The organism is Microbacterium sp. ABRD28 (assembly GCF_003850245.1).
Lineage (GTDB): Bacteria > Actinomycetota > Actinomycetes > Actinomycetales > Microbacteriaceae > Microbacterium.
Map to the genome: position 1 here is coordinate 1687484 of NZ_CP031015.1, position 23911 is coordinate 1711394.

A 23911-nucleotide genomic window follows, 5' to 3' on the forward strand; every position below is an offset into this window, starting at 1 on the left:
CAACGGCGGCGCCGCGGACGTCCAACATCGCGGTTCGTCGCGGCGAGCCCCTTGTGGTGATGTCCGACGTTCAGAAGCACTACGGTGACTTCCAGGCGCTCCGAGATATCGATCTGTCGGTGAATCGCGGCGAAGTGGTCGTTGTCATCGGCCCCTCGGGGTCGGGCAAATCCACACTCTGCCGCACGATCAATCGACTCGAGACGATCACGAGCGGGTCCATCACCATCGACGGTGACGAGCTTCCCAAAGAAGGCAAGGCCCTGGCTGCGCTCCGAGCGGACGTCGGCATGGTCTTCCAGTCCTTCAATCTCTTCGCCCACCTGTCGATCCTCGACAATGTCACGCTCGGCCCGATCAAGGTCAAAGGCGTCAAGAAGGCCCAAGCGGAGAAGCAGGCGCGGGAGCTCCTGGAGAGGGTGGGGGTCTCACAGCAGGTCGACAAGCTTCCCGCTCAGCTCTCCGGTGGGCAGCAACAGCGGGTGGCCATCGCCCGCGCCCTCGCGATGCAGCCGAAGCTGATGCTGTTCGATGAACCGACCAGCGCACTGGACCCCGAGATGATCAACGAGGTCCTCGACGTGATGGTCGGCCTCGCCGAGAGCGGCATGACGATGATCGTCGTCACCCATGAAATGGGCTTCGCTCGGAAGGCAGCCGACCGGGTGGTGTTCATGTCGGACGGGATGATCGTCGAAGAAGCCCCGCCCGAGCAGTTCTTCACTGCGCCGCGCAGCGATCGCGCGAAAGACTTCCTCTCCAAGCTCATCACGCACTGACCCCTCCAGAAAGGATCGGCGAACCGTCACGAGATCGCTGCCCGCACGCGCCCGACGTCGGACATATGCACACACGGAACCCTCGCAGAACACCAGCAAAGCCGCACGAAACCAAGGAGTACTCACATGCGTACGTCACGTCTGATCGCAGGTATCGGCCTCGCCGCCGTCGCCGCCCTCACCCTCACCGCCTGCAACAGCGGATCGCCCACCGGGACCTCGGGTGGCGGAGAGTCCGGGGGTGAGGACACCGGCGCTCTCTGGGAGGTCGCCACCGAGGTCGATCTCGCCGACAGCCCCACGTATGAGCGGATGGTGGAACGCGACGGCGTCGTCATCGGCGTCAAGAACGACCAGCCCGGCCTCGGCTTCGAAGACGTCACGACGGGCGAGCGGACCGGGTTCGACGTCGACATCGCCCGTTGGATCGCCGCTTCGCTCGGCTTCGATGAGGACCAGATCACCTACGAAACCATCCCCTCCGCCAACCGCGAGCAGGCCATCGTCAACGGCGACATCGACTACTACGTCGGGACCTACTCGATCACCGACTCCCGCAAGGAGCAGATCGACTTCGCCGGACCGTACTTCATCACCGGTCAGGGACTCCTCGTCGCGGCCGACAATGAAGACATCACCGGTCCGGACGACCTCGCCGGCAAGATCGTCTGCTCCGTCACGGGTTCGACGCCCCTCCAGAGGATCCGCGACGAGTACAGCCCCGGTGACACCGTCGAGTACGACACCTACTCACAGTGCGTGGAGCAGCTGAAGGCCGGCTCGGTCGACGCCATCACGACGGACGAGGCCATCCTCGCCGGCTACGTCGCGCTCGAGCCCGACGAGCTCAAGATCGCCGGCGAGCCGTTCAGTGAGGAGCGCTACGGCGTCGGCCTGGAGAAGGGCGACACGGCACTGAAGGACCACATCAACGCGCTCTTCAATGACGGCGGCGACGTGTGGACCGCCCTGTTCGAGGAGCACCTCGCTCCCGCCGGTATCGAGGGCGAGCAGCCGACCGCCGACGAGTGATTCCACCCCCGGGGGCGGTCGACTGCCGCCCCCGGGGCCACACGTGCGACCGCAAGGGGAGACATGGGAGTCGTCACCGACAATCTCGACCTGTGGGGGGAGACCCTCCTGGGCACCCTCATCCTGTTCTTCGGCGGCGGTCTCGTCGCACTGATCCTGGGCACGATCGTCGCGGCGATGAGGGTGTCACCGATACCGATCGCGCGCGGTGTCGGCACCCTGTACGTCAACACCATCCGCAACACCCCCCTCACCCTCGTCTTCTTCGCGTTCGCTTTCGCGCTGCCCCCGCTTCTGGGGCTCCGGCTGACGGCTCAGGTGTCACTGACTCTGGCCATCTGCGCTCTCGGGATCTATACCGCGACGTACGTCGCGGAAACCATCCGCTCGGGCATCAACACCGTTCCTGTCGGCCAGGCCGAGGCTGCGCGCGCCCTCGGGCTGACCTTCGGTCAGGTGATGTCGCTGGTCGTCCTTCCGCAGGCTTTCCGCTCGGTGATCCCCCCGATGATGAGCGTCTTCATCGCCCTGCTGAAGAACACCACCGTCGCGGCAGGGTTCTCCGTCGTCAACCTGGGATCGATACGCAGCTACCTCAGTGAGCGCGGCGAGAACCAATTCCTCGTGATCCTGTGGGTGATGGTGATCTTCGTCGCTCTCGTCCTCCTGTTGTCATGGGGTCAGCGAACGCTGGAGAACCGCTGGAAGGTGGCACGATGAGCTCCGTCCTCTACGACGTCCCCGGTCCCCGCGCGATCGCGCGCAACCGGGTCCTCGGCGTCCTCACGATCATCGTCGTCGCGGCCATCACCGGCTTCTTCATCTGGCGGCTGGCCGTCACAGGCCAGTTCACCGCCGAGAAATGGTCCGCCTTCACGTACACCAACGTATGGATACAGATCGCGGAGGCGACGGGTCGAACCCTCGCAGCGTTCGCTGTGGCCGGTCTCGGGGCGCTCGTCCTCGGTTTCGTCCTCGCGATAGGACGGATGTCGGACCACGCGTGGCTGCGGATCCCGGTCGGCGCCGTCGTCGAAGTTCTGCGCGCCATCCCCGTCCTGGTGTTCATGTTCCTGCTGTACTACGGGCTGCCCGTCGTCGGCATCCGCATGGAGCCGTATTGGGCTGTCGTCATCGCGCTGATCGCCTACAACGGCTCCGTTCTGGCCGAAGTGATCCGCGCGGGGGTGGAGTCGCTTCCGCGTGGTCAGCGCGAGGCAGGGTACGCGATCGGCCTCCGCAAGGCCGGCGTCATGCGCCTTGTCCTTCTCCCGCAGGCGATCCGAGCGATGATGCCGGTGATCATCGCACAGCTTGTCGTCACTCTGAAGGACACCGCCCTGGGCTTCATCATCACCTACCCGGAGCTGCTCTTCTTCGCTCGCACGATCGGCTCTCAAGCCACGCTCGACTCGCCCATCGTGCCCGCCACGATCATCGTCGCCGCCATCTACATCGGACTGTGCCTCTTGCTGTCACTCATCGCGAACACCGTCGAGAAACGACTGCGGCGATCGGCGAAGACGGGACGTGTCGCCGGGGCGGATCAGCCGACGCAGGAGGTCACGGACACAGAGCTCATCGTCGCTCAGAGGGGGGCAGGAAATGCGGCCGATCGGGCCACGCCCTGACGCGTCGGGGCCCCGCCCGCCGCGTCGGTAGACTCGGTCTTCGTGTCCGACGCCCCCGAAAAGCCCGAGATCACCCCTGAGGCGGTTGCTGCTGCCGTGGACGCAGCCCTGCTCGCCGTCGGCGCCGCGGCCGACACCGCCTCGCTCAGAGCGGCTCGCGCCGCACACGCCGGCGAGGGGTCTGCGCTGTCACGCCTGAACGCGCGCCTTCGCGACGTGGCGCCCGAGCGCAAGGCCGAATTCGGCAAGCTCATCGGGCAGGCACGCGGCCGGGTCGCCCAGGCTCTCGCCGCCCGCGAGACAGAGGTGGCGGCAGCCGAGACCGCCGCGCGCCTCGAGGCCGAGCGGATCGATGTGACGGCGCTCCCGGCCCGCGCCCGGGTCGGCGCGCGGCATCCGATCTCCCTCCTCCAGGAGCAGGTCGCCGACATCTTCGTCGGCATGGGGTGGGAGATCGCCGAAGGTCCCGAGCTCGAGCACGAGTGGTTCAACTTCGACGCTCTGAACTTCGACGCCGACCACCCGGCGCGCCAGATGCAGGACACCTTCTTCGTCGACCCGGTCGATCGACACCTCGTCATGCGCACGCACACCAGCCCCGTGCAGGTGCGCTCGATGCTCGAGCGCGACCTGCCGATCTACGTTCTGTGCCCCGGCCGGGTGTACCGCACCGATGAATTCGACGCCACCCATCTGCCGGTCTTCACCCAGTTCGAGGGACTCGTGATCGACAGGGGCATCACGATGGCGCACCTCAAGGGCACGCTCGACCACGCGGCACGCGTGCTGTTCGGGCCCGAAGCAAAGACGCGCTTCCGCGCCAACTACTTCCCGTTCACCGAGCCGTCGGCCGAGCTCGACCTCTGGCACCCGACCTTCAAAGGCGGGGCGCGCTGGATCGAGTGGGGCGGATGCGGCATGGTCAACCCCAACGTGCTGCGCGCGGCAGGGATCGACCCCGAGGAGTACTCGGGCTTCGCGTTCGGAATGGGGATCGAGCGGACACTGATGTTCCGCAGTGACGTGCAGGACATGCGCGACATGGCCGAGGGCGATGTGCGCTTCAGCGAGCAGTTCGGGATGGTGGTCTGATGCGCGTCCCGCTTTCGTGGCTGCGTGAGTATGTCGATGTGCCGGCGGACGCCGCCCCCGAGGACGTGCTCGCCGCGCTCGTGCGCGTCGGGTTCGAAGAGGAGGACGTGCACCGCTTCGACCTGCAGGGCCCGATCGTCGTCGGCGAAGTGCTCGAGTTCGTCGAGGAGCCCCAGTCCAACGGCAAGACCATTCGCTGGTGCCAGGTGCAGGTCGCACCTGACGGAGAGCCGGCCGCCGACGGCGGACCCGCCGTGCACGGCATCGTGTGCGGTGCGCGCAACTTCTTCGTCGGCGACAAGGTGCCGGTCACCCTTCCCGGCGCCGTCCTGCCCGGCCCCTTCCCGATCGCGGCGCGCAAGACATACGGTCATGTCTCCGACGGCATGATCGCCTCGGCGAAGGAGCTCGGCCTGGGAGATGAGCACGACGGCATCCTGCGCCTGGTGGAGCTCGGCATCGATGCTCCCGTCGGCTCGGACGCGATCACGCTGCTCGGTCTGGACGACGTCGCCGTCGACATCAACGTCACGCCCGACCGCGGGTATGCGCTGTCGGTGCGCGGCGTCGCACGCGAGTACTCCCACGCGACCGGTGCGGCCTTCCGCGACCCGGGATCGCGCGAATGGGGGGAGGTCAACCTCCACGACGACACGGCCTTCGCCGTTGCCGTCGACGATCGGGCCCCCATCCGCGGCCGGGTCGGGGCATCGGAGTTCGTCGCACGCATCGTTCGTGACGTGGATCCGACCAAGCCCACGCCGGCGTGGATGATCGCGCGGCTTTCGCTCGCCGGCATCCGCTCGCTCGGCATCCTCATCGACATCACCAACTACGTCATGGTGGAGCTCGGACAGCCGATCCACGGCTACGACCTCGACACACTGCGCGGGGGCATCACCGTTCGTCGCGCGGTCGCGGGCGAGAAGCTCGAGACCCTCGACGGCAAGGTGAGGGAGCTCAGCCCTGAGGATCTGCTCATCACCGACGAGTCGGGACCGATCGGCCTCGCCGGCGTCATGGGCGGCGGCACGACCGAGATGACCTCGTCGACGCGCAACGTGCTCATCGAGGCCGCGACCTTCGACCCCGTCTCGATCGCCCGCACAGCCCGCCGTCACAAGCTGCCCTCCGAGGCGTCACGCCGCTTCGAGCGCGGCGTCGACCCGGCGATCGCCTTCGTCGCCGCAGCGCGCGTCGCCGAGCTGATGGTGCAGTACGCCGGCGGCACCGACACCCGCGCCGGCGGCGCGCTTCACGCGACGATCGAAACGCCGGGCGTCGAGCTCCCGCGCCCGTTCGTGCCCGCGCTGATCGGCGTCGACTACACCGAAGCCGAGATCGTCCGCGCCCTGGAGCTCATCGGGTGCGACGTGCGCGAGAACGACCGCAACTGGGTCGTGTTCCCGCCGTCATGGCGCCCCGACCTCACGGACAAGTGGACCCTGGCGGAGGAGGTCGCCCGCATCGAGGGCTACGACCGCATCCCCTCTGTGCTGCCGACCCCGCCGTCCGGCCGCGGTCTGACATCGGCGCAGCAGGGGCGACGTCGCGTGGCGAACGCGCTCGCCGCCGCCGGCTACGTGGAGACACCGTCCTTCCCCTTCACGACCGAAGAGCAGAACGATCTGCACGGATCGGCGTCGGGGGCGCACCTGCCGAGTGTCAAGCTCGCCAATCCCCTCGACGGGCAGGCGCCGTTCCTCCGCCGCAGCCTCGTGCCGGGGCTGCTGCGTGTGGCGCACCGGAACGTCGCGCGAGGTCTCACCGATCTGGCGCTGTTCGAGACCGGCGTCGTGTTCCTTCCGAAGCCGGGAATCGCCTACGGCACCGAGGTCGTTCCGCCCCTGGCGATCCGGCCGGACGCTGCGACGCTGACGGCCCTCGACGCGTCGATCCCCCCGCAGCACCGCCATGTCGCGGTGCTTCTCACCGGGTCGATCACGTCGAAGCAGCCCGGCCTCGCCGCGGAACACGCCGGTGTCGCAGACGCGCTCGACGCCGTTCGTACGATCGCTGCGGCGGCGGGCGTGACGATCGAGGTCGCGCAGGGCGAGCGCGCGGCGCTGCACCCCGGACGCACCGGAGTCCTCTCCGTCGGCGCGACCGCCGTCGGCTACGTCGGGGAGCTCCTCCCGTCCGTCGCGGAGGATGCCGACCTCCCCGGCCGGGTCATCGTCGCCGAACTCGATCTCGACCTCGTGCTCTCCCTCGCGGGCGAGAAGGTCGTTGCTGCGTCGCTGTCGGGTTACCCGGCGGCCACGCAGGACGTGTCGCTCGTGGTGGACGCCGCCGTACCGGCATCCGATGTCCGCACCGCGCTCGTCGACGGCGCGGGCGACCTGCTGGAGTCGCTGCGACTCGTCGACGACTACCGGGGGGCTGGGGTTGCGGAGGGCTCGAAGAGTCTGACGTTCGCCCTCCGCTTCCGTGCGCCCGACCGCACGCTCACCGCTGCCGAGGCGACGGAGGCGAAGCTCGCCGGCGTCGCCGTCGCCGCGGAGCGCTTCGGGGCGAGCCTGCGCGAGTAGCCGCTGCGCTCTGCCCGGAGCGGAACGCGGTGTCGTCCCGCCCGATGCTCTGATGGGATGTCGGCATGACGAATGTGCTGATCCTGGGCGGGACCGGTTGGCTGAGCGGTCGGGTCGCCCGCGCCTGGGCGGACGCAGGTGCCCGCGTCACCTGTCTTGCGCGCGGCGGGCGACCTGCACCGGACGGAACGGAGCTCATCGCCGCCGACCGGGCGGCGCCGGGAGCGTACGACGCCGTGGCCGAGCGCGAGTGGGACGCGGTGGTCGAGATCTCCTCGACGCCAGAGCACGTCGCAGCGGCGGTCGCCGCGCTCGCGCCGGTCGCCCGTCATCTGACGTACGTGTCGTCGCTGTCGGTGTACGCGGCGAACGACGTCGTCGGCGCCGACGAGGGCGCCGAGGTCAGTGCGCCGCTTCGGCCGGGGGAGGAGTACGACTACTCGCGTGCGAAGGCCGCCGCTGAGGCATCCGTCCGCGACGCTTTCGGTGATCGGGCCGCGATCGTGCGCCCGGGCCTCATCGTCGGCCCGGGCGACCCCACCGATCGGTTCGGCTATTGGGTCGCGCGCTTCGCGCTCGCCGGGGAGGAGCCCGTCCTCACGCCGACGTTCGAGGGCCGTATGGCGCAGGTGATCGACGTCGACGACCTCGCCGCCTTCCTCGTCGGGTGCGGGGCGGAGAAGCGCGCGATCGTGTCCAACGCCGTCGGTGACCCGATGCCGCTCCGCGCGCTCATCGACGCCGCCCGAGAGGTGGCGGGTCACGGCGGTGATGTCGTCGAGGCGGACGACGAGTGGCTGGTCGCACACGACGTGCAGTACTGGATGGGGCCGCGGTCACTCCCGCTGTGGTTGCCGAGCGACATGCCGGGGTTCGCGACGCGTTCGCATGCCGCGTACAGCGCCGCCGGTGGCTCGCTCCGCGACGTCCGCGACACCCTCCGGCGCACCCTCGCCGACGAACGCGCGCGGGGGCTCGCCCGCGAGCGCAGCAGCGGGCTGAGGCGCGCGGAGGAGGAGGAGCTCATCGCGGTGCGGCGGGGCAGGGATTGAGCCGGCGTGGCGTATCCCGTCAACGGTATCGGCGACCCTCGTCGCGCCGATAGGCGATGACGGCGACGAGGGAGAGCACCAGCGTCCAGGCCACGATGCCGATGACCGCCCAGAGGGGAACCGCGGTGCCCAGCGCGACGTTCACCACGATCTCGCGCGCCTGACGGACGGGGAGGAAAGCCGAGGCGACGTCGAGCCACCGCGGGAACAGTTGCGGGGGGAGGAACAGTCCGCCGCCGAAGGCGAGGAGGAACATCGCCACCTGCGTCACCGCGATCGCGGCCTTCGGGCCGGTCAGGGTGCCGATGAGGATGCCGATGAGCCCGGACGGGGCCGCGGTCACGACCGCCAGGGCTATCGCTCCGAGAGCATCGAGGGGTTCGGGGCGAGCCTGGGTGAAGAGGCCGCCGATCACGAGAAGCGGCACCATCGCCGTCACGGAGATCACCAGGGTCGCCGACAGCAGACCCAGGATGCGGGCGCTCGCCGCTCCGGGAAGGGTTCGCAGGTAGGGGGTCCAGGGTTTCGCCCGCTGCTCGGCCAGCTCGATGCCGAGGGAGAACAGGCCCGCCGACATGAAGGCGAACACCACCATCGAGCACAGCGCGGCGGTGGCGAACTCCGCTGACCCCCGCACCGCGGGCTGCGGAAGCACGAACAGGCAGAAGGCGAGACTCGGGAAGACCAGCGACCCGAGCACGGCGATGGGCACGCGGGAGGTCTCCACCAGGTTGTAGCGGGCGTGGGTCGCGGCCAGGGCGAGCGTGGACATGGGTCTCCGATCGTCAGCGGGAGGAGGGTGAGGTGAGCGAGAGGAAGGCTTCTTCGAGCGTGGCGCCGCGCACCTGCAGGTCGGAGGAGGGGAGCTCGTGTGCGACGAGCTTTCGCACGAAGGCGTCGGCGTCGGAGACGACCGCGCTGACCAGGGCGGAAGGGCCGAGGGATGCGCCGTCGACGACGGTGATGGCGGCGTCGGGCTCGAGGGCGCGAAGGTGCGCCGGCTCGACGCCGCGCAGCGTGACCCGACGGCGGCCGACACCGGCCATGATCGATGACAGCGTGTCATCGGCTCGGATGCGCCCGTCGTCGATGACGACCACGCGCTCGGCGAGCTGCTCGATCTCCTCCAGATGGTGGCTGGTGACGATGACCGTGCAGCCCGCCGCGTGTCGGGCGCGCACGGCCTGCCACAGCGCACGCCGCCCCTCGACGTCGAGCCCGGTGGTCGGTTCGTCCAGGAGGACGAGGCGGGGGTCTCCGACGAACGCCATCGCCACGGCGACGCGGCGCTGCTGGCCGCCCGACAGCCCGCCGCACAGGGCGTCGACGAGGTCGTCGAGACCGAACTCCGACACGATCCGGTCTCGGGGCGCCGGGGCCGGATAGTGCGCCGCGACGAGCTCGAGCACTTCCTTGACCCGCAGAGAGTCGGGGAGCGCCGTCGCCTGGGGCGTGCTCCCCAGGGACCGTCGGGCTGCGGGGTCGCGAGGGTCGGCGCCGAAGAGGCGAACGGTTCCCGATGTCGGCTGTCGGACGCCCGTGAGGAGGGAGAGTGCCGTGGTCTTGCCGGCGCCGTTCGGCCCGAGAAGACCCACGCACTGCCCGGCATCGACCTCGAGCGAGACGTCGTCGAGTGCGGTCACGTCGCCGAAGCGCTTGGTGACGCCGAGAAGCTGGACGGGGCGGGTCATGAGGATCCTCCGAGAAGGTCGAGCAGGTGAGCGCGGTAGGTGCGGAATGCGGTGCGCCCGGTGGGGGTGAGCGTGATGAAGGTGGTGGGCTTGCGGCCGGAGAAGGCCTTGGCGATGCCGACGTAACCGGCGGCCTCGAGTTTTGCCAGGTGGGTGGTGAGGTTCCCCGCGGTCATGTCGAGGAGCTTCTGGAGGGCGGGGAAGGTGATGTCATCGCCGTCGGCGAGCGCCTCGGTGAGTGCCGTCATGATGCGGAGCCGCGCCGGAGCGTGGATGACCGGATCGAGATCGTTCACGCGGTGTCCCGTCGCGGCTCGAGCGGCAGGACACCGCGGCCGAGGAGCACCGCGACCACGAGCATCGCGATCGGACCCACGACCGCGTAGACGAGGTAGTGCACGGGTGTGCCGAGGAACGTCGCGATCCCGGCGACGGCGATGAAGACGACCCCGAGCGCATACTGCGGAAGGGAACGCCAGAGTGCGCCGCCGAGGTAGAGGATCCCGACGACGAGGGCGAACACTCCGGGGTAGAGCACGGCGGCGGTGTCGGGCGGGAGGCCGACGCGCTGGGCGCCAGCGAGAAGGATGGATGCACCGACCATCGCCATCGTCCACGACCAGCCGTACAGCATCCCCTGGACGCGGGAAGCGCCGCGGATCCCGGATGAGGCGCTTCTCACTCCGGTGGCGATCGACCAGACGATGGCGACCACGATGCAGGCGGCGAAGACCGGCCACGCGGCGGCTGCGGGAACGAGGGGGTCGGGTGTCGCGGAGAGATACAGCACGCCGAAACCGATCGCCCAGGCCGCAGCCCACACCGCCAGCAGCACGACGTAGCTGCGCACCAGGCGGCTCTGGGTCATCCGTTGCTGAGACTGCATGACCCGCAGCATCCGCTCCGCCTGATCTCTGCCGGGATTCGTTTGATCACTCACGCAAACCAGTTTGCATCGCAAACTGAAACTGTCAAGTGCCGGCGCATCTGCCGGTTTGCATGGTGCGGGCGAGCGCCGCTATGGTCGGCGCATGCCTTCGGCCGCGCTCGACTCCGCCACGCTCGCTCCGAGCGTCGCTCCCGCGCGCCGACGTCTGGACGGACGCCGACTCTAGGCGACCCCGCGCACATCCCCTGGAGGGGAGTCACGGGCGTCGCCGTCGGCAGCCCACGACCCCAGACTCTAAGGTGGAATCCATGACATATTCGGTCGCCGTCTCCGGCGCATCCGGCTATGCGGGCGGCGAGATCCTCCGGATCCTCGCCGCACATCCCGACGTCGAGATCCGCACGGTCACCGCGCACTCCAACGCCGGACAGAAGCTCATCGAGCACCAGCCCCATCTGCGCTCGCTGGCGCACCTGACGCTGCAGGAGACCACCCCTGAGGTGCTCTCCGGTCACGACATCGTCTTCCTCGCCCTCCCGCATGGTCAGTCGGGGCAGTACACCGAGGCGCTGGGCGACACGCCGCTCGTCATCGACGCCGGCGCGGACCACCGGCTGGAGTCGGTGGGGGAGTGGGATCGCTTCTACGGCGGCGTGTTCCACGAGCCGTGGACCTACGGGGTGCCGGAGCTCCTCGTCGGTGCGGGCAAGCAGCGGGACCGGCTGCGCGGGGCGACGCGCATCGCGGCGCCCGGGTGCAACGCCTCCACCGTGAGCCTCAGCCTCGCGCCGGGCGTCGCGGCGGGCGTCATCGACCCGGGCGACATCGTCACCGTGCTCGCGGTCGGGCCCTCGGGCGCCGGCAAGAGCCTGAAGCCGCACCTCCTGGGCAGCGAGATCCTGGGCACCGCCAACCCCTATGCGGTCGGCGGCAGTCACCGCCACATCCCCGAGATCAGGCAGGCGCTCGCCGCCGCAGCTCCCGGCGTCGAAGCCGCCATCCGGATCTCCTTCACCCCCGTCATCGTGCCGATGGCGCGCGGCATCCTCGCCACCTCGACCGCTCCCATCGCCCCCGGTGCCACCGACGACGACATCCGGGCGGCGTGGGAGCGGGCGTACGGCGACGAGACCTTCGTGCAGCTCCTTCCCTCGGGGCACTTCCCCCGCACCGCCGACGTGCTCGGAGCCAACACGGCGCTGATGGGGCTCGCGATCGACCGCGATGCGAACCGGGTGGTCGTCGTGACCGCGGTCGACAACCTCGTCAAGGGCACCGCGGGCGCTGCGGTGCAGTCCATGAACATCGCGCTCGGCCTTCCCGAGGGCCGGGCCCTCACCGCGAACGGAGTCGCCCCGTGAACATCGACGACGACAGGCCGCACGGATTCGCCTCCCGCGGTGTCACCGCGCCCCAGGGCTTCGAGGCGGCCGGGGTCGCCGCGGGTCTGAAGTCCACCGGCAAGCCCGATGTCGCCGTCGTCGTCAACCGCGGTCCGCTGAAGGTCGGCGCCGCGGTCTTCACGAGCAACCGGGCCAAGGCCAACCCCATCCTGTGGTCGGAGCAGGTGATCCGGGACGGCGTGGTCGAGGCGATCGTGCTCAACTCCGGCGGGGCCAACTGCTTCACCGGGTCGTTCGGCTTCCAGACCACGCACCAGACCGCCGAGAGGGCTGGCGAGCTCCTCGGCGTCGGCGCCGGCGACATCCTCGTCTGCTCCACGGGCATCATCGGCGTGGGCGACGAGGTGTTCCGGCAGAAGGTGCTCGACGGGACCGAACGGGCGGTCGCCTCGCTCGACTCCGACGGCGGCGATGCCGCATCCGAAGCGATCATGACGACAGACTCGCGGCCGAAGCGAGCCGTCGCGGCCGGCCGCGGATGGACGATCGGCGGTATGGCCAAGGGCGCGGGGATGCTGGCGCCCGGCCTTGCCACGATGCTCGTCGTCCTCACGACCGACGCCGTCCTGACCGCGGAGGAGGCCGATGCTCACCTGCGCGCGGCGACCCGCGTCACCTTCGACCGCCTCGACTCGGACGGGTGCATGTCGACGAACGACCAGGTGACCCTCATGGTCAGCGGCGCGTCGAACGTGACGCCCGATCCGGAGGAGTTCCGGCAGCGGTTGACCGCCGTGTGCGATGACCTCGCCCGCCAGCTCCAGGCCGACGCCGAGGGCGCGAGCCACGACATCAGCATCCAGGTCGAGAACGCGGCATCCGAAGACGACGCGGTCGTCGTCGGGCGCTCGGTCGCCCGCAACAACCTCTTCAAGGCCGCGATCTTCGGCAACGACCCCAACTGGGGACGCGTGCTCGCAGCGATCGGAACCACCGATGCCGAGTTCGACCCCTATGACGTCGACGTGTGGATGAACGGCGTGCGGGTGTGCACCCAGGGCGGCCCCGACCGCCCGCGCGAGGACGTCGACCTGACGCCGCGCGCCACGGTGGTCCGCATCGACCTGAAGGCGGGCGACGCTCATGCGCTCATCCGCACCAACGACCTCACCCACGACTACGTCCACGAGAACAGCGCGTACTCCTCATGACCGACATCCAGACCACCGATCCCGGTGAGGCGAGCGCGAGAGCCGCGGTCCTCATCGACTCGCTTCCGTGGCTCCGGCGCTTTCGCGACCAGGTCATCGTGATCAAATACGGCGGCAACGCCATGGTCAGCGAAGAGCTGCAGGATGCCTTCGCCGCCGACATGGCCTACCTCCGCTACGCGGGCGTGAAGCCGGTCGTCGTGCACGGGGGCGGCCCTCAGATCTCCTCCATGCTCGACCGGCTCGAGATCCCCAGCGAGTTCAAGGGCGGCTACCGGGTCACCAGCACCGAGGCGATCTCGGTGGTGCGGATGGTGCTCACCGGTCAGATCAACCCGCAGCTGGTGGGGAAGATCAACGCCCACGGTCCGCTCGCGACGGGCCTGAGCGGAGAGGACGCCGGGCTCTTCGGCGGCCGCCGACGGGGGGTCACCATCGACGGCATCGAGCACGACCTGGGGCGGGTGGGCGATGTGGTCGAGGTCGACCCGCAGCCGGTCCTCGACCATCTCGCCGCCGGGCGCATCCCGGTGGTCTCCAGCATCGCGCCCGACCTCGATCGGCCCGGCGCGTCACTGAACGTCAACGCCGACGCGGCGGCGTCGGCGCTCGCGGTCGCTCTGAAGGCGGTGAAGCTCGTGGTCCTCACCGACGTGCCGGGCCTGTATGCCGATTGGCCGAACCGTGACTCCCTCGTCTCGCACGTGACCTCATCGGCCCTGCGGGAGATCCTCCCCACGCTGGAGTCGGGCATGATCCCCAAGATGCAGGCGTGCCTCGAGGCGGTCGAGGGAGGCGTTGAGACGGCGGCGATCATCGACGGTCGGGTACCGCACTCGGTGCTCGTGGAGATCTTCACCAGCAACGGAATCGGAACAGAGGTGGTGCGAGGATGACCTGGCAGGATGACGCGGGGCGCGACCTCGTTCGCAGCTTCGGCGACCGGATGGCGATGTTCGTCCGAGGTGAGGGTGCGTATCTCTGGGATGACGCGGGGACCCGGTATCTCGACTTCCTCGGCGGCATCGCGGTGAACTCCCTCGGGCACGCCCACCCCGTGTTCGTCGATGCGGTGGCGCGACAGGCCGCGACCCTGGCGCACGTGTCGAACTACTTCGCCACGCCGCCGCAGCTGGAGCTCGCGGCGCGGCTGAAGCGACTGGCCGGCACCGGCGAGCGCGGACGGGTGTATTTCGGCAACTCCGGCGCCGAGGCCAACGAGGCCGCCTTCAAGCTGGCGAGGCTCCATGGCGGCGCCGATCGTCCCCGCATCCTCGCCCTGCGCGACGCCTTCCACGGACGCACGATGGGAACGCTGGCCCTGACCGGGAAGTCCTGGATGCAGGAACCCTTCCTGCCGATGGTTCCCGGAGTGGAGTTCATCGATTCGACGGTCGAGGCGCTCGAGGCCGCCATCAGCGAAGACGTGGCAGCGCTCTTCGTCGAGCCGATCAAGGGCGAAGCAGGCGTGGTGGAACTGCCCGCCGGATACCTGGCGGCAGCGCGTGAGCTCACCGAGCGCCACGGCGCCCTGCTCATCGTCGACGAGATCCAGACCGGGGCCGGCCGGACGGGGGAGTGGTTCGCCTTCCAACACGCAGGCATCACCCCCGACGCCATCACGGTGGCCAAGGGCATCGGCGGCGGGTTCCCGATCGGTGCGCTCATCACCTTCGGTGCGGCCAGTGAGCTCTTCTACCCCGGCACGCACGGTTCCACCTTCGGCGGCAACGCCCTCGGCACCGCCGTCGCCGCCGCGGTCCTTGCGGAGATCGAGCGGGCAGACCTCCTTGCCAACGCTCGGGACCGGGGTCGGCAGCTGCGCGACGCGATCACCGCGATCGACTCGGACCTGATCGAAGGATGCCGCGGGCAGGGTCTGCTGATCGGTGTCGCGTTGCGTCATCCGCTCGCCAAAGCCCTCGTCGCGGCGGCTCAGCAGCACGGTCTGATCATCAATGCTCCCAACGACGCCACCATTCGGCTCGCGCCGGCGCTGACGATCGGCGACGTCGAGGTCGACGACTTCCTCGAGCTCTTCACCGCCGCGATCCGTTCGGTGGAGGACGCGCTCGTTCTCGACGGTGCGGAAGCGGCCGCCGGCGAGGGGAAAGGATCGAGATGACGCGTCATCTTCTTCGCGACGACGACCTCACCGCCGCCGAACAGCGGGAGATCCTCGACCTCGCGGTCGAGCTCAAGAGCGACCGATGGAGGCTGCGACCCCTCGAAGGCCCGCAGACGGTCGCGGTGATCTTCGACAAGTCCTCCACCCGCACTCGGGTGTCGTTCGCTGTGGGCATCGCCGATCTCGGCGGCTCGCCGCTCATCATCTCCACCGCCAACAGTCAGTTGGGCGGCAAGGAGACGCCGTCGGACACCGCGAGGGTCCTCGAGCGTCAGGTCGCCGCGATCGTCTGGCGCACCTATGCGCAGGCGGGTCTGGAGGAGATGGCCGAGGGAACCCGGGTTCCCGTCGTCAACGCCCTCTCCGACGACTTCCACCCGTGTCAGCTGTTGGCCGACCTGCTCACCATCCGCGAGCACAAGGGGGAACTGGCAGGACTCACGCTCTCGTTCTTCGGTGACGGGCGCTCGAACATGGCGCACTCCTACCTCCTCGCGGGCGTCACGGCGGGCATGCACGTGCGCGTCGCCTCACCCGAGGACTACGCACCGCGGGATGACGTCGTCGCGGCGGCGGACCGTCGAGCCGCGGAGACCGGTGGCAACGTGGTCCTCTACACCGATCCGAACGAGGCAGCGGCCGGCGCCGACGTCATCGTGACCGACACCTGGGTGTCGATGGGCAAAGAGGAGGAGAAGCTCGCGCGGCTCCGCGACCTCGGGTCGTACAAGGTCACCACCGAGCTCATGTCGCTGGCCGCCGACGACGCCATCTTCATCCACTGCCTCCCCGCCGATCGCGGGTACGAAGTGGACGCGGAGGTCATCGACGGCCCGCAGAGCGTCGTGTGGGACGAGGCGGAGAACCGCCTCCACGCACAGAAGGCGCTGTTGGTGTGGCTGCTCCGTCAGCAGTGACCGACCGCCGCACCGGTTCGCTGGCCCGCAATTGGGATCGGCTGAACGGGAAGGGACGGCTCGCCGGGATCGATCTGGCTCGGGGGCTGGCCGTGCTGGGGATGTTCGCCGCACACCTGCTGGTGACCCCCGAGCTGCTGTGGACGGCCCCCGCGACGTGGCTGGGAATCGTCGACGGTCGATCCTCCATCCTGTTCGCAACCCTCGCCGGAGTCTCGATCGGCCTGGTGACCGGCGGCCCTCGCCCGCTCGGGCGCGAGGCGATGGCGGTGGCGAGAATGCGCCTCGGCGTCCGCGCGGGCCTCCTGTGGGGACTCGGCGTGCTGCTCATCGCCACCGGGGTGCCGGTCTACGTCATCCTCCCCGCCTACGCGATCATGTTCGTCCTCGCCCTGCCCTTCACACGGCTCGCGGCGTCTCCCCTCCTCACCATCGCGGCGGGCCTGGCGGTGGTGATGCCGTGGATCCAGGTGCTCCTCGATGAGGCGCCGCTGTGGTCGACCCCGCTCGGCGATGAACTGTCGGCCGCCGTCGGCTGGCACTACCCGTTCCCCGTGTGGATGGCCTTCGTCCTCGCGGGCCTCGGGCTCGCGCGCGCGGACCTCACCCGGCTGCGAGTGCAGCTGATCGCGCTCTCGGCCGGCGTCGTCCTGGCTGCCGTCGCGTACGGACTCGACGCGGCTGCGCGCGGTGGTGGCGATCCGGTGACGCCCACGCTGTGGAGCGAGGTCTGGACGGCCGAACCCCACTCGAGCGGACTCCTCGAAGTCGTCGGATCCGGCGGTTTCGCGATCGCCGCCATCGCCGCCTCGCTCCTGCTGTGCCGCACGGCCGTCATCTGGCTCGTTCTCCCGCTGCGTGCCGTCGGTGCCATGCCGCTCACTGCCTACAGCGCGCAGATCATCGTCTGGGCGGTCATCGCCCTGGCGGTGTTCGGCAACACGAGTCTTCTCACACCGTTCCGCGAACTCGAACCCTTCTGGCCCCTGACGCTCGGCATCGTCGCGGGATGCACGGCCTGGGCGCTGCTGGTCGGACGAGGTCCGTTCGAGTGGACATTCGACCGGGTGTCGAAGCTGATCGTGCCGAGCTCGTTGACGAAGAGGAGCAATCCGTGACCAAGGACGAACAGACCAACGAGGGCGCTCTCTGGGGCGCGCGTTTCGCCTCCGGCCCATCGCCTGAGCTCGCGGCGCTGAGCGTATCGACGCATTTCGACTGGGCGTTGGCGCCCTATGACATCGCCGGTTCGCACGCTCACGCGAAAGCCTTGGCGGCGGCGGGCTACCTCACCGCGGACGAGGAACAGCGGATGCATGACGGTCTGGACCGCCTCCTGGACGCCGTGCGCGAGGGCACCCTTCGTCCCCGGCCGTCGGACGAGGACGTGCACGGCGCGTTGGAGGCGGCGCTTATCGCCGCGGTCGGACCGGAGCTCGGCGGCAAGCTGCGGGCCGGTCGAAGCCGGAACGATCAGATCGCGACGCTCGTGCGGATGTACCTGGTCGACCACGCCGCGGTGGTCGCTCGCGATGTGCTGCGTCTCATCGACGCGATCGTCGCGCAGGCCGAGGCGCACGCCGACGCGATCATGCCGGGACGCACGCATCTTCAGCATGCGCAGCCCGTGCTTCTCGCCCATCACCTCCAGGCGCACGCCTGGCCGCTCGTGCGCGATCTCGAGCGGTTGCGAGACTGGCGTGCTCGAGCCGACGCGTCACCGTATGGAGCCGGCGCGCTCGCCGGATCGACGCTGGGACTGGATCCGGCGCTGGTCGCCCGCGAGGTCGGCCTCGGGCGGCCGACCGAGAATTCGATGGACGGCACCGCCGCCCGCGATGTCGTGGCGGAGTTCGCCTATGTCGCGGCGCAGATCGGTGTCGACCTCAGCCGTTTCGCCGAGGACATCATCCTGTGGAACACGCGCGAATTCTCCTTCGTGATCCTCGACGACGGTTTCTCCACGGGCTCGAGCATCATGCCGCAGAAGAAGAACCCCGACATCGCGGAGCTGGCTCGTGGGAAGACGGGCAGGCTCATCGGCAATCTGACCGGACTGCTGACGATGCTCAAGGGCCTCCCGCTGGCCTACAACCGTGACCTGCAGGAAGACAAGGAGCCGGTCTTCGACAGTGTGCGGACGCTGGAGGTCGTCCTTCCCGCCTTCGCGGGTATGGTCGCCACTCTCCGGTTCGACGTCGATCGCATGCGTGAGCTCGCCCCCGCGGGATTCTCCCTGGCAACAGATGTCGCCGAGTGGCTGGTCACGCGCGGCGTGCCGTTCCGAGATGCGCATGAGATCTCCGGTGCGCTGGTCCGGGCTTGCGAGGATCGGGGGATCGGTCTGGAAGACGTCGACGACGAGCTGCTCGCCGCGGTCTCGCCTCACCTCGCGCCCGAGGTACGGGCGGTACTGACGGTCGAGGGTTCGGTGGCCAGTCGCTCCGGTGCCGGCGGGACCGCACCGCACCGCGTCGCCGAGCAGCGTGCCGAGCTCATCGCCCGGGCGCAGGCGGCAGCGGCGTTGTTCCTTCGCTATCAGTGATTGAGTGATAATGAGAGGAATATCATACGTTCGTTGATATTCCCCCCTTTATCAGCCGTATGCTGATGTCATGCCCACCGTGGTGATTGCCGACATCGTCTCGTCTCGCGAGCTCGTGAACAGGAGAGCGGCGCAACACGACCTGGAGACCGCGCTCGCCCGGGTCGCCGCCGACGGCCCGCTCTCCGAACGAGCCCTCCTCCCCGTCGTCGGTGACGAGATGCAGGGGGTGTACCCGCATCTCTCATCGGCATTGGCAGCGACGATGCTGCTTCAGCTCGCCCTCCCCGAAGGCGTCGAGCTTCGATTCGGGATCGGCCTCGGCGAGATCGAGGAGATCCCGTCTGTCGGCGGCGCGTTGTCGGAGGGAGAAGCATGGTGGGCGGCGCGGGCTGCGATCGAGGAAGTCGAGCACCTCGCGCGCCGGGTCGCGCCGTCGGCGCGTACCTGGGTGGCGGCGACGGGAGCGGCGTCCGCGGAGATCAGTGAGATGGTCCGCGTGGCCAACAGCGGACTGCTCTCGCGCGATCGCGCGATCTCCCAGCTGAGCCCACGCACCCGGCGCCTCGTCTACGGGCGATGGCTGGGCCGCACTCAGAGCGATCTCGCAGCGACGGAGGGGGTCGGCCAGTCCGCGGTGTCGCAGGCCCTCGCGTCCGCCGAAGCCGGGGCACTCGTCGAGGGGCTCCGGGCGCTCATCGACGACCGAGGGTGAGCTTCACCAGATCGCCAGCCACACGGCTGCTGCCACGGCGGAGGCCCAGAGCAGACTGGCCAGGGTGCCGACGATGAATCGCTCGCGGGCGGCGGGTGTCGCCAGCTCCGAGAAGCGGCCGACGCCCTTCAGCGCGACGACCACGGCGATGACGGCCGGGAAACCGGCGAGGATCCCCAGGGCGATCGACGCCCGCTCGAGAAAACCGATCGTGGTCCCGCCTCGCAGGATCTCCTCCTGCCGGGACTCGGAGTGCTCGGCGGCGAGTTCGACGAGGATCCCTCCGCGCGGCCCCTCGGTGGTGCGACCGTCCGCGGCGACGAGGACCCAACGGGTGAACGGGTTGCCGCCGAGCACGGCCAAGGCCACCCCCAGGAACGCAAGGATCGCGCCGAGGAGCACCGGAACGTTGTAGGGGAGCACCGCGACGACGACGAGGGCGAGCAGGACGAGTCCGGCAGCGACGGACAACAGGGATGCATGGGGGCGGCGTTGAGCGACGGTGACCAGGACGAGCGCGGCGCACAGGCAGAGGAACAGGAAGATCACGACGATCGCGACCGCCAGGGGGTCGGTGGCGTCGAGGGCATCCGTCATGCCGCAAGTGTGCCACGCAGCTCGGACAGGCCTGCGAAGGCGGATCCGGCCGGGTTCGGCGGAGCCGCGGCACGCACGGAGAGCGCAGAGCGCGCTGATAACCTGGCAGGCGTGTCATCCGCCGTCGTCGTGAACGCGACCGCCCCCGCGAACGATCCGTCCTTCGACAACGTCTGGGACGAACTGGTGTGGCGCGGACTGATCCACGTCTCCACCGATGCCGAGAAGCTTCGCTCGCTCCTCGGCGGTGAGCCGATCACTTTCTACTGCGGGTTCGACCCGACGGCGCCGAGCCTTCACCTGGGCAACCTGGTGCAGCTGCTGACCATGCGCCGTCTCCAGCTCGCCGGACATCGCCCGCTCGGCCTGGTGGGGGGATCCACCGGACTCATCGGCGATCCCCGCCCTTCGAGCGAGCGGACCTTGAACACCAAGGAGACCGTGGCGGAGTGGGTCGGGTACCTCCGTGCTCAGGTGGAGCGCTTCCTGAGTTTCGACGGTGACAACGCTGCTCGCATCGTGAACAACCTCGACTGGACGGCGCCGCTGTCAGCGATCGATTTCCTTCGCGAGATCGGCAAGCACTACCGCGTCGGCAAGATGCTGAGCAAGGACGCCGTCAGCGCGCGCCTGAATTCTGAAGCCGGCATCAGCTACACCGAGTTCAGCTACCAGATCCTGCAGGGGCTGGACTACCTCGAGCTCTTCCGCACGTACGGTTGCGTCCTGCAGACCGGCGGATCCGATCAATGGGGCAATCTCACCAGCGGTGTCGACCTGATCCACTACGTCGAGCACACGTCGGTGCACGCGATCGGCACGCCGCTGATCACCAACAGCGACGGAACGAAGTTCGGCAAGAGCGAGGGCAACGCCGTCTGGCTCGACCCCGCGATGTGCAGCCCGTACCGGATGTACCAGTTCTGGCTCAACACCGACGACGACGACGTCATCGCGCGTCTGAAGATCTTCACCTTCCTCTCGCGTGAGGAGATCGAGCACCTCGAACGGCTCGTGGACGCGGAGCCATTCCGTCGAGCCGCGCAGAAGCGCCTGGCCGCCGAAGTGACCTCGCTCGTGCACGGGGAGGCGGCCACGGCCTCGGTCATCGCCGCCTCCGACGCCCTGTTCGGGCAGGGCGACCTTCGCACGCTGGATGCCGACACGCTGGCACAGGCACTGCGCGAGCTGCCCCACGCCGAGATGGATCGCGGTGCATCCGTGGTGCAGGCGCTCGTTCAGACCGGACTGGTCGCGAGCCTCTCTGAGGCAAGGCGTGCCATCGCGCAGGGCGGGGTCGCCATCGACGGCCTCCGCGTCAGCGACGACACGGCCACTGTCGACGGATCCCTGCCGGGCGGAGTCTCGGTGCTCCGTCGCGGCAAGAAGACGCTCGCGGGCGTCTTCGTCCGCTGACCTCCGTCCGTTCACCGCGCCTTCCCGAAGGCTCCCGGTGTCGACGCCCACGCAGGACCGATGAGCTCACCGTCGAAGGACGAGCCGGGTTGCGCTCCGCCATCATCGATCCCGCGTACGCACGCGCCGACGCGACGGCACCGGGTTCACCCGCGGATTTCCGCGGATCGCAGCCGCGACACGCCCGGGATGCGAGCACGATTTGCCAGTCCTGCAGGGCGCACGTAAATTATTACTTGTTCGCCCCAAAGGGAAGCGAGAGAGGCCGAGAGCCTCACCCCCCTCAAGCGGAGAACATCCCCCCTCAAGAAAGAGCTGAAGCTCGGACTTGAGACTCGTCGGCCGGAAGGTCTACGATGGGGAGCCCCCCGACGATCGAGCCGATCGACCGTCATCCGAAACCTTCTCGGTTCCGAATGACACGATTTGACGGAGTCGAACACGGGGGCTAAGCTAGAGAAGTTGCCCTGCGGAGATGGTCGAGAGGCCAGAAAGCAGGAGCATCCGATCCTTGAGAACTCAACAGCGTGCACTTGTCAAATGCCAAATAACCTCGTTCCGGCGTAAGCCGGATAGAGATTCCTTTGGATCAAAGACCGACCTTCGGGTCGGCAACGGATAGTCAGCAATGACATCCCTTTGGTCAGATCAAACTCGCTGCTGTCGGTCTATTCCGACCGGCTCGCAGCAACATTTCTTTACGGAGAGTTTGATCCTGGCTCAGGATGAACGCTGGCGGCGTGCTTAACACATGCAAGTCGAACGGTGAAAGAGAGCTTGCTCTCTGGATCAGTGGCGAACGGGTGAGTAACACGTGAGCAACCTGCCCCGGACTCTGGGATAACAGCTGGAAACAGCTGCTAATACCGGATACGAGCTGCGAAGGCATCTTCAGCAGCTGGAAAGAATTTCGGTCCGGGATGGGCTCGCGGCCTATCAGCTAGTTGGTGAGGTAATGGCTCACCAAGGCGTCGACGGGTAGCCGGCCTGAGAGGGTGACCGGCCACACTGGGACTGAGACACGGCCCAGACTCCTACGGGAGGCAGCAGTGGGGAATATTGCACAATGGGCGAAAGCCTGATGCAGCAACGCCGCGTGAGGGATGACGGCCTTCGGGTTGTAAACCTCTTTTAGCAGGGAAGAAGCGAAAGTGACGGTACCTGCAGAAAAAGCGCCGGCTAACTACGTGCCAGCAGCCGCGGTAATACGTAGGGCGCAAGCGTTATCCGGAATTATTGGGCGTAAAGAGCTCGTAGGCGGTTTGTCGCGTCTGCTGTGAAAACCCGAGGCTCAACCTCGGGCCTGCAGTGGGTACGGGCAGACTAGAGTGCGGTAGGGGAGATTGGAATTCCTGGTGTAGCGGTGGAATGCGCAGATATCAGGAGGAACACCGATGGCGAAGGCAGATCTCTGGGCCGTAACTGACGCTGAGGAGCGAAAGGGTGGGGAGCAAACAGGCTTAGATACCCTGGTAGTCCACCCCGTAAACGTTGGGAACTAGTTGTGGGGTCCATTCCACGGATTCCGTGACGCAGCTAACGCATTAAGTTCCCCGCCTGGGGAGTACGGCCGCAAGGCTAAAACTCAAAGGAATTGACGGGGACCCGCACAAGCGGCGGAGCATGCGGATTAATTCGATGCAACGCGAAGAACCTTACCAAGGCTTGACATATACGAGAACGGGCCAGAAATGGTCAACTCTTTGGACACTCGTAAACAGGTGGTGCATGGTTGTCGTCAGCTCGTGTCGTGAGATGTTGGGTTAAGTCCCGCAACGAGCGCAACCCTCGTTCTATGTTGCCAGCACGTAATGGTGGGAACTCATGGGATACTGCCGGGGTCAACTCGGAGGAAGGTGGGGATGACGTCAAATCATCATGCCCCTTATGTCTTGGGCTTCACGCATGCTACAATGGCCGGTACAAAGGGCTGCAATACCGCAAGGTGGAGCGAATCCCAAAAAGCCGGTCCCAGTTCGGATTGAGGTCTGCAACTCGACCTCATGAAGTCGGAGTCGCTAGTAATCGCAGATCAGCAACGCTGCGGTGAATACGTTCCCGGGTCTTGTACACACCGCCCGTCAAGTCATGAAAGTCGGTAACACCTGAAGCCGGTGGCCCAACCCTTGTGGAGGGAGCCGTCGAAGGTGGGATCGGTAATTAGGACTAAGTCGTAACAAGGTAGCCGTACCGGAAGGTGCGGCTGGATCACCTCCTTTCTAAGGAGCATCTGGATGCCTCGGCATCCCAGAGCCCGCTTCGAGCGAATGTCTCGGAGGGGTCAGCTCATGGGTGGAACATTTGACGAGGTGCCTCACGGATCGTGCCGATCCCAGTACGCT

General features: G+C 68.0%; 21 protein-coding genes and 1 rRNA gene. 17 read left to right on the forward strand and 5 right to left on the reverse strand.

Translation table 11 applies throughout. The features are described from left to right. Window positions 1-59: 59 nt before the first annotated feature. The 7 genes from DT073_RS08160 to DT073_RS08190 all read left to right on the forward strand — a co-directional run bounded on the left by DT073_RS08160 (window position 60) and on the right by DT073_RS08190 (window position 8117). Complete coding sequence (locus tag DT073_RS08160; RefSeq protein WP_240638836.1) at window positions 60-779, forward strand: amino acid ABC transporter ATP-binding protein; 720 nt, start codon at window positions 60-62, stop codon at window positions 777-779. 126 nt (window positions 780-905) lie between these two features. After that, window positions 906-1811, forward strand: coding sequence for a glutamate ABC transporter substrate-binding protein (locus DT073_RS08165; protein WP_124292941.1), 906 nt, complete (start codon window positions 906-908; stop codon window positions 1809-1811). A 63-nt stretch (window positions 1812-1874) separates the two neighbouring features. Continuing rightward, window positions 1875-2531 carry an amino acid ABC transporter permease gene (locus tag DT073_RS08170; RefSeq protein ID WP_124292942.1) on the forward strand — a complete coding sequence of 219 codons (657 nt, stop codon included), beginning with the start codon at window positions 1875-1877 and terminating at the stop codon, window positions 2529-2531. Further along, the gene (locus DT073_RS08175) at window positions 2528-3442 is read left to right on the forward strand and encodes an amino acid ABC transporter permease (protein WP_124292943.1); all 915 of its coding nucleotides are present in this window, start codon (window positions 2528-2530) and stop codon (window positions 3440-3442) included. The genes DT073_RS08170 and DT073_RS08175 overlap by 4 nt, the downstream gene beginning before the upstream one ends. A 42-nt stretch (window positions 3443-3484) precedes the next feature. Beyond that, complete coding sequence (gene pheS, locus DT073_RS08180) at window positions 3485-4534, forward strand: phenylalanine--tRNA ligase subunit alpha (protein WP_124292944.1); 1050 nt, start codon at window positions 3485-3487, stop codon at window positions 4532-4534. After that, window positions 4534-7065, forward strand: coding sequence for a phenylalanine--tRNA ligase subunit beta (gene pheT, locus DT073_RS08185; RefSeq protein WP_124292945.1), 2532 nt, complete (start codon window positions 4534-4536; stop codon window positions 7063-7065). The genes pheS and pheT overlap by 1 nt, the downstream gene beginning before the upstream one ends. Window positions 7066-7130: 65 nt before the next feature. Next, window positions 7131-8117 (forward strand): NAD-dependent epimerase/dehydratase family protein, encoded by a 987-nt coding sequence (locus tag DT073_RS08190; RefSeq protein WP_124292946.1) that lies wholly within the window; start codon window positions 7131-7133, stop codon window positions 8115-8117. Window positions 8118-8136: 19 nt separating this feature from the next. Here DT073_RS08190 and DT073_RS08195 read toward each other — a convergent pair whose 3' ends face one another. Genes DT073_RS08195 through DT073_RS08210 form a run of 4 tightly spaced genes read right to left on the reverse strand, consistent with a single transcriptional unit; the run spans window position 8137 to window position 10748 of the window. Further along, complete coding sequence (locus DT073_RS08195) at window positions 8137-8889, reverse strand: ABC transporter permease (protein ID WP_124292947.1); 753 nt, start codon at window positions 8887-8889, stop codon at window positions 8137-8139. 13 nt (window positions 8890-8902) lie between these two features. Next, window positions 8903-9808 carry an ABC transporter ATP-binding protein gene (locus DT073_RS08200; protein ID WP_124292948.1) on the reverse strand — a complete coding sequence of 302 codons (906 nt, stop codon included), beginning with the start codon at window positions 9806-9808 and terminating at the stop codon, window positions 8903-8905. Beyond that, window positions 9805-10104, reverse strand: coding sequence for a transcriptional regulator (locus DT073_RS08205; protein ID WP_124292949.1), 300 nt, complete (start codon window positions 10102-10104; stop codon window positions 9805-9807). Before DT073_RS08205 ends, DT073_RS08200 begins: the two co-directional genes overlap by 4 nt. Further along, window positions 10101-10748: a hypothetical protein gene (locus tag DT073_RS08210; RefSeq protein WP_124292950.1), complete on the reverse strand. Its 648-nt coding sequence runs from the start codon at window positions 10746-10748 to the stop codon at window positions 10101-10103. The genes DT073_RS08205 and DT073_RS08210 overlap by 4 nt, the downstream gene beginning before the upstream one ends. A gap of 257 nt (window positions 10749-11005) precedes the next feature. Between DT073_RS08210 and argC the strand changes: the two genes are divergently transcribed. From argC to DT073_RS08250, 8 genes are all read left to right on the forward strand, one after another. Then, entirely contained in the window at window positions 11006-12058 is a 1053-nt protein-coding gene (gene argC, locus DT073_RS08215; protein ID WP_124292951.1) for an N-acetyl-gamma-glutamyl-phosphate reductase, read from the forward strand. Next, window positions 12055-13251 carry a bifunctional glutamate N-acetyltransferase/amino-acid acetyltransferase ArgJ gene (gene argJ / locus DT073_RS08220; RefSeq protein WP_240638418.1) on the forward strand — a complete coding sequence of 399 codons (1197 nt, stop codon included), beginning with the start codon at window positions 12055-12057 and terminating at the stop codon, window positions 13249-13251. The genes argC and argJ overlap by 4 nt, the downstream gene beginning before the upstream one ends. Further along, complete coding sequence (gene argB / locus DT073_RS08225) at window positions 13248-14147, forward strand: acetylglutamate kinase (protein ID WP_124292952.1); 900 nt, start codon at window positions 13248-13250, stop codon at window positions 14145-14147. Before argJ ends, argB begins: the two co-directional genes overlap by 4 nt. Beyond that, window positions 14144-15376: an acetylornithine transaminase gene (locus DT073_RS08230; RefSeq protein WP_124292953.1), complete on the forward strand. Its 1233-nt coding sequence runs from the start codon at window positions 14144-14146 to the stop codon at window positions 15374-15376. Before argB ends, DT073_RS08230 begins: the two co-directional genes overlap by 4 nt. Continuing rightward, the gene (gene argF, locus DT073_RS08235; RefSeq protein ID WP_124292954.1) at window positions 15373-16296 is read left to right on the forward strand and encodes an ornithine carbamoyltransferase; all 924 of its coding nucleotides are present in this window, start codon (window positions 15373-15375) and stop codon (window positions 16294-16296) included. The genes DT073_RS08230 and argF overlap by 4 nt, the downstream gene beginning before the upstream one ends. Beyond that, on the forward strand, window positions 16275-17414 hold the full coding sequence (locus tag DT073_RS08240; protein WP_124292955.1) for a heparan-alpha-glucosaminide N-acetyltransferase domain-containing protein: 1140 nt from the start codon (window positions 16275-16277) through the stop codon (window positions 17412-17414). The genes argF and DT073_RS08240 overlap by 22 nt, the downstream gene beginning before the upstream one ends. Then, window positions 17306-18841 carry an argininosuccinate lyase gene (argH, locus tag DT073_RS08245; protein ID WP_124292956.1) on the forward strand — a complete coding sequence of 512 codons (1536 nt, stop codon included), beginning with the start codon at window positions 17306-17308 and terminating at the stop codon, window positions 18839-18841. Before DT073_RS08240 ends, argH begins: the two co-directional genes overlap by 109 nt. Before the next feature lie 70 nt (window positions 18842-18911). Then, complete coding sequence (locus DT073_RS08250; RefSeq protein ID WP_124292957.1) at window positions 18912-19556, forward strand: SatD family protein; 645 nt, start codon at window positions 18912-18914, stop codon at window positions 19554-19556. 3 nt (window positions 19557-19559) lie between these two features. Here the strand turns inward: DT073_RS08250 and DT073_RS08255 are convergent, their stop codons facing one another. Continuing rightward, window positions 19560-20153 carry a hypothetical protein gene (locus tag DT073_RS08255; protein ID WP_124292958.1) on the reverse strand — a complete coding sequence of 198 codons (594 nt, stop codon included), beginning with the start codon at window positions 20151-20153 and terminating at the stop codon, window positions 19560-19562. Window positions 20154-20264: 111 nt separating this feature from the next. On the opposite strand from DT073_RS08255, the gene tyrS reads away from it, so the two are divergent. Together tyrS and DT073_RS08265 are read left to right on the forward strand one after the other, a co-directional pair. Continuing rightward, window positions 20265-21569: a tyrosine--tRNA ligase gene (tyrS, locus tag DT073_RS08260; protein ID WP_502697148.1), complete on the forward strand. Its 1305-nt coding sequence runs from the start codon at window positions 20265-20267 to the stop codon at window positions 21567-21569. Between the two features lie 697 nt (window positions 21570-22266). Then, window positions 22267-23788 (forward strand): 16S ribosomal RNA (locus DT073_RS08265). Window positions 23789-23911 lie beyond the last annotated feature (123 nt).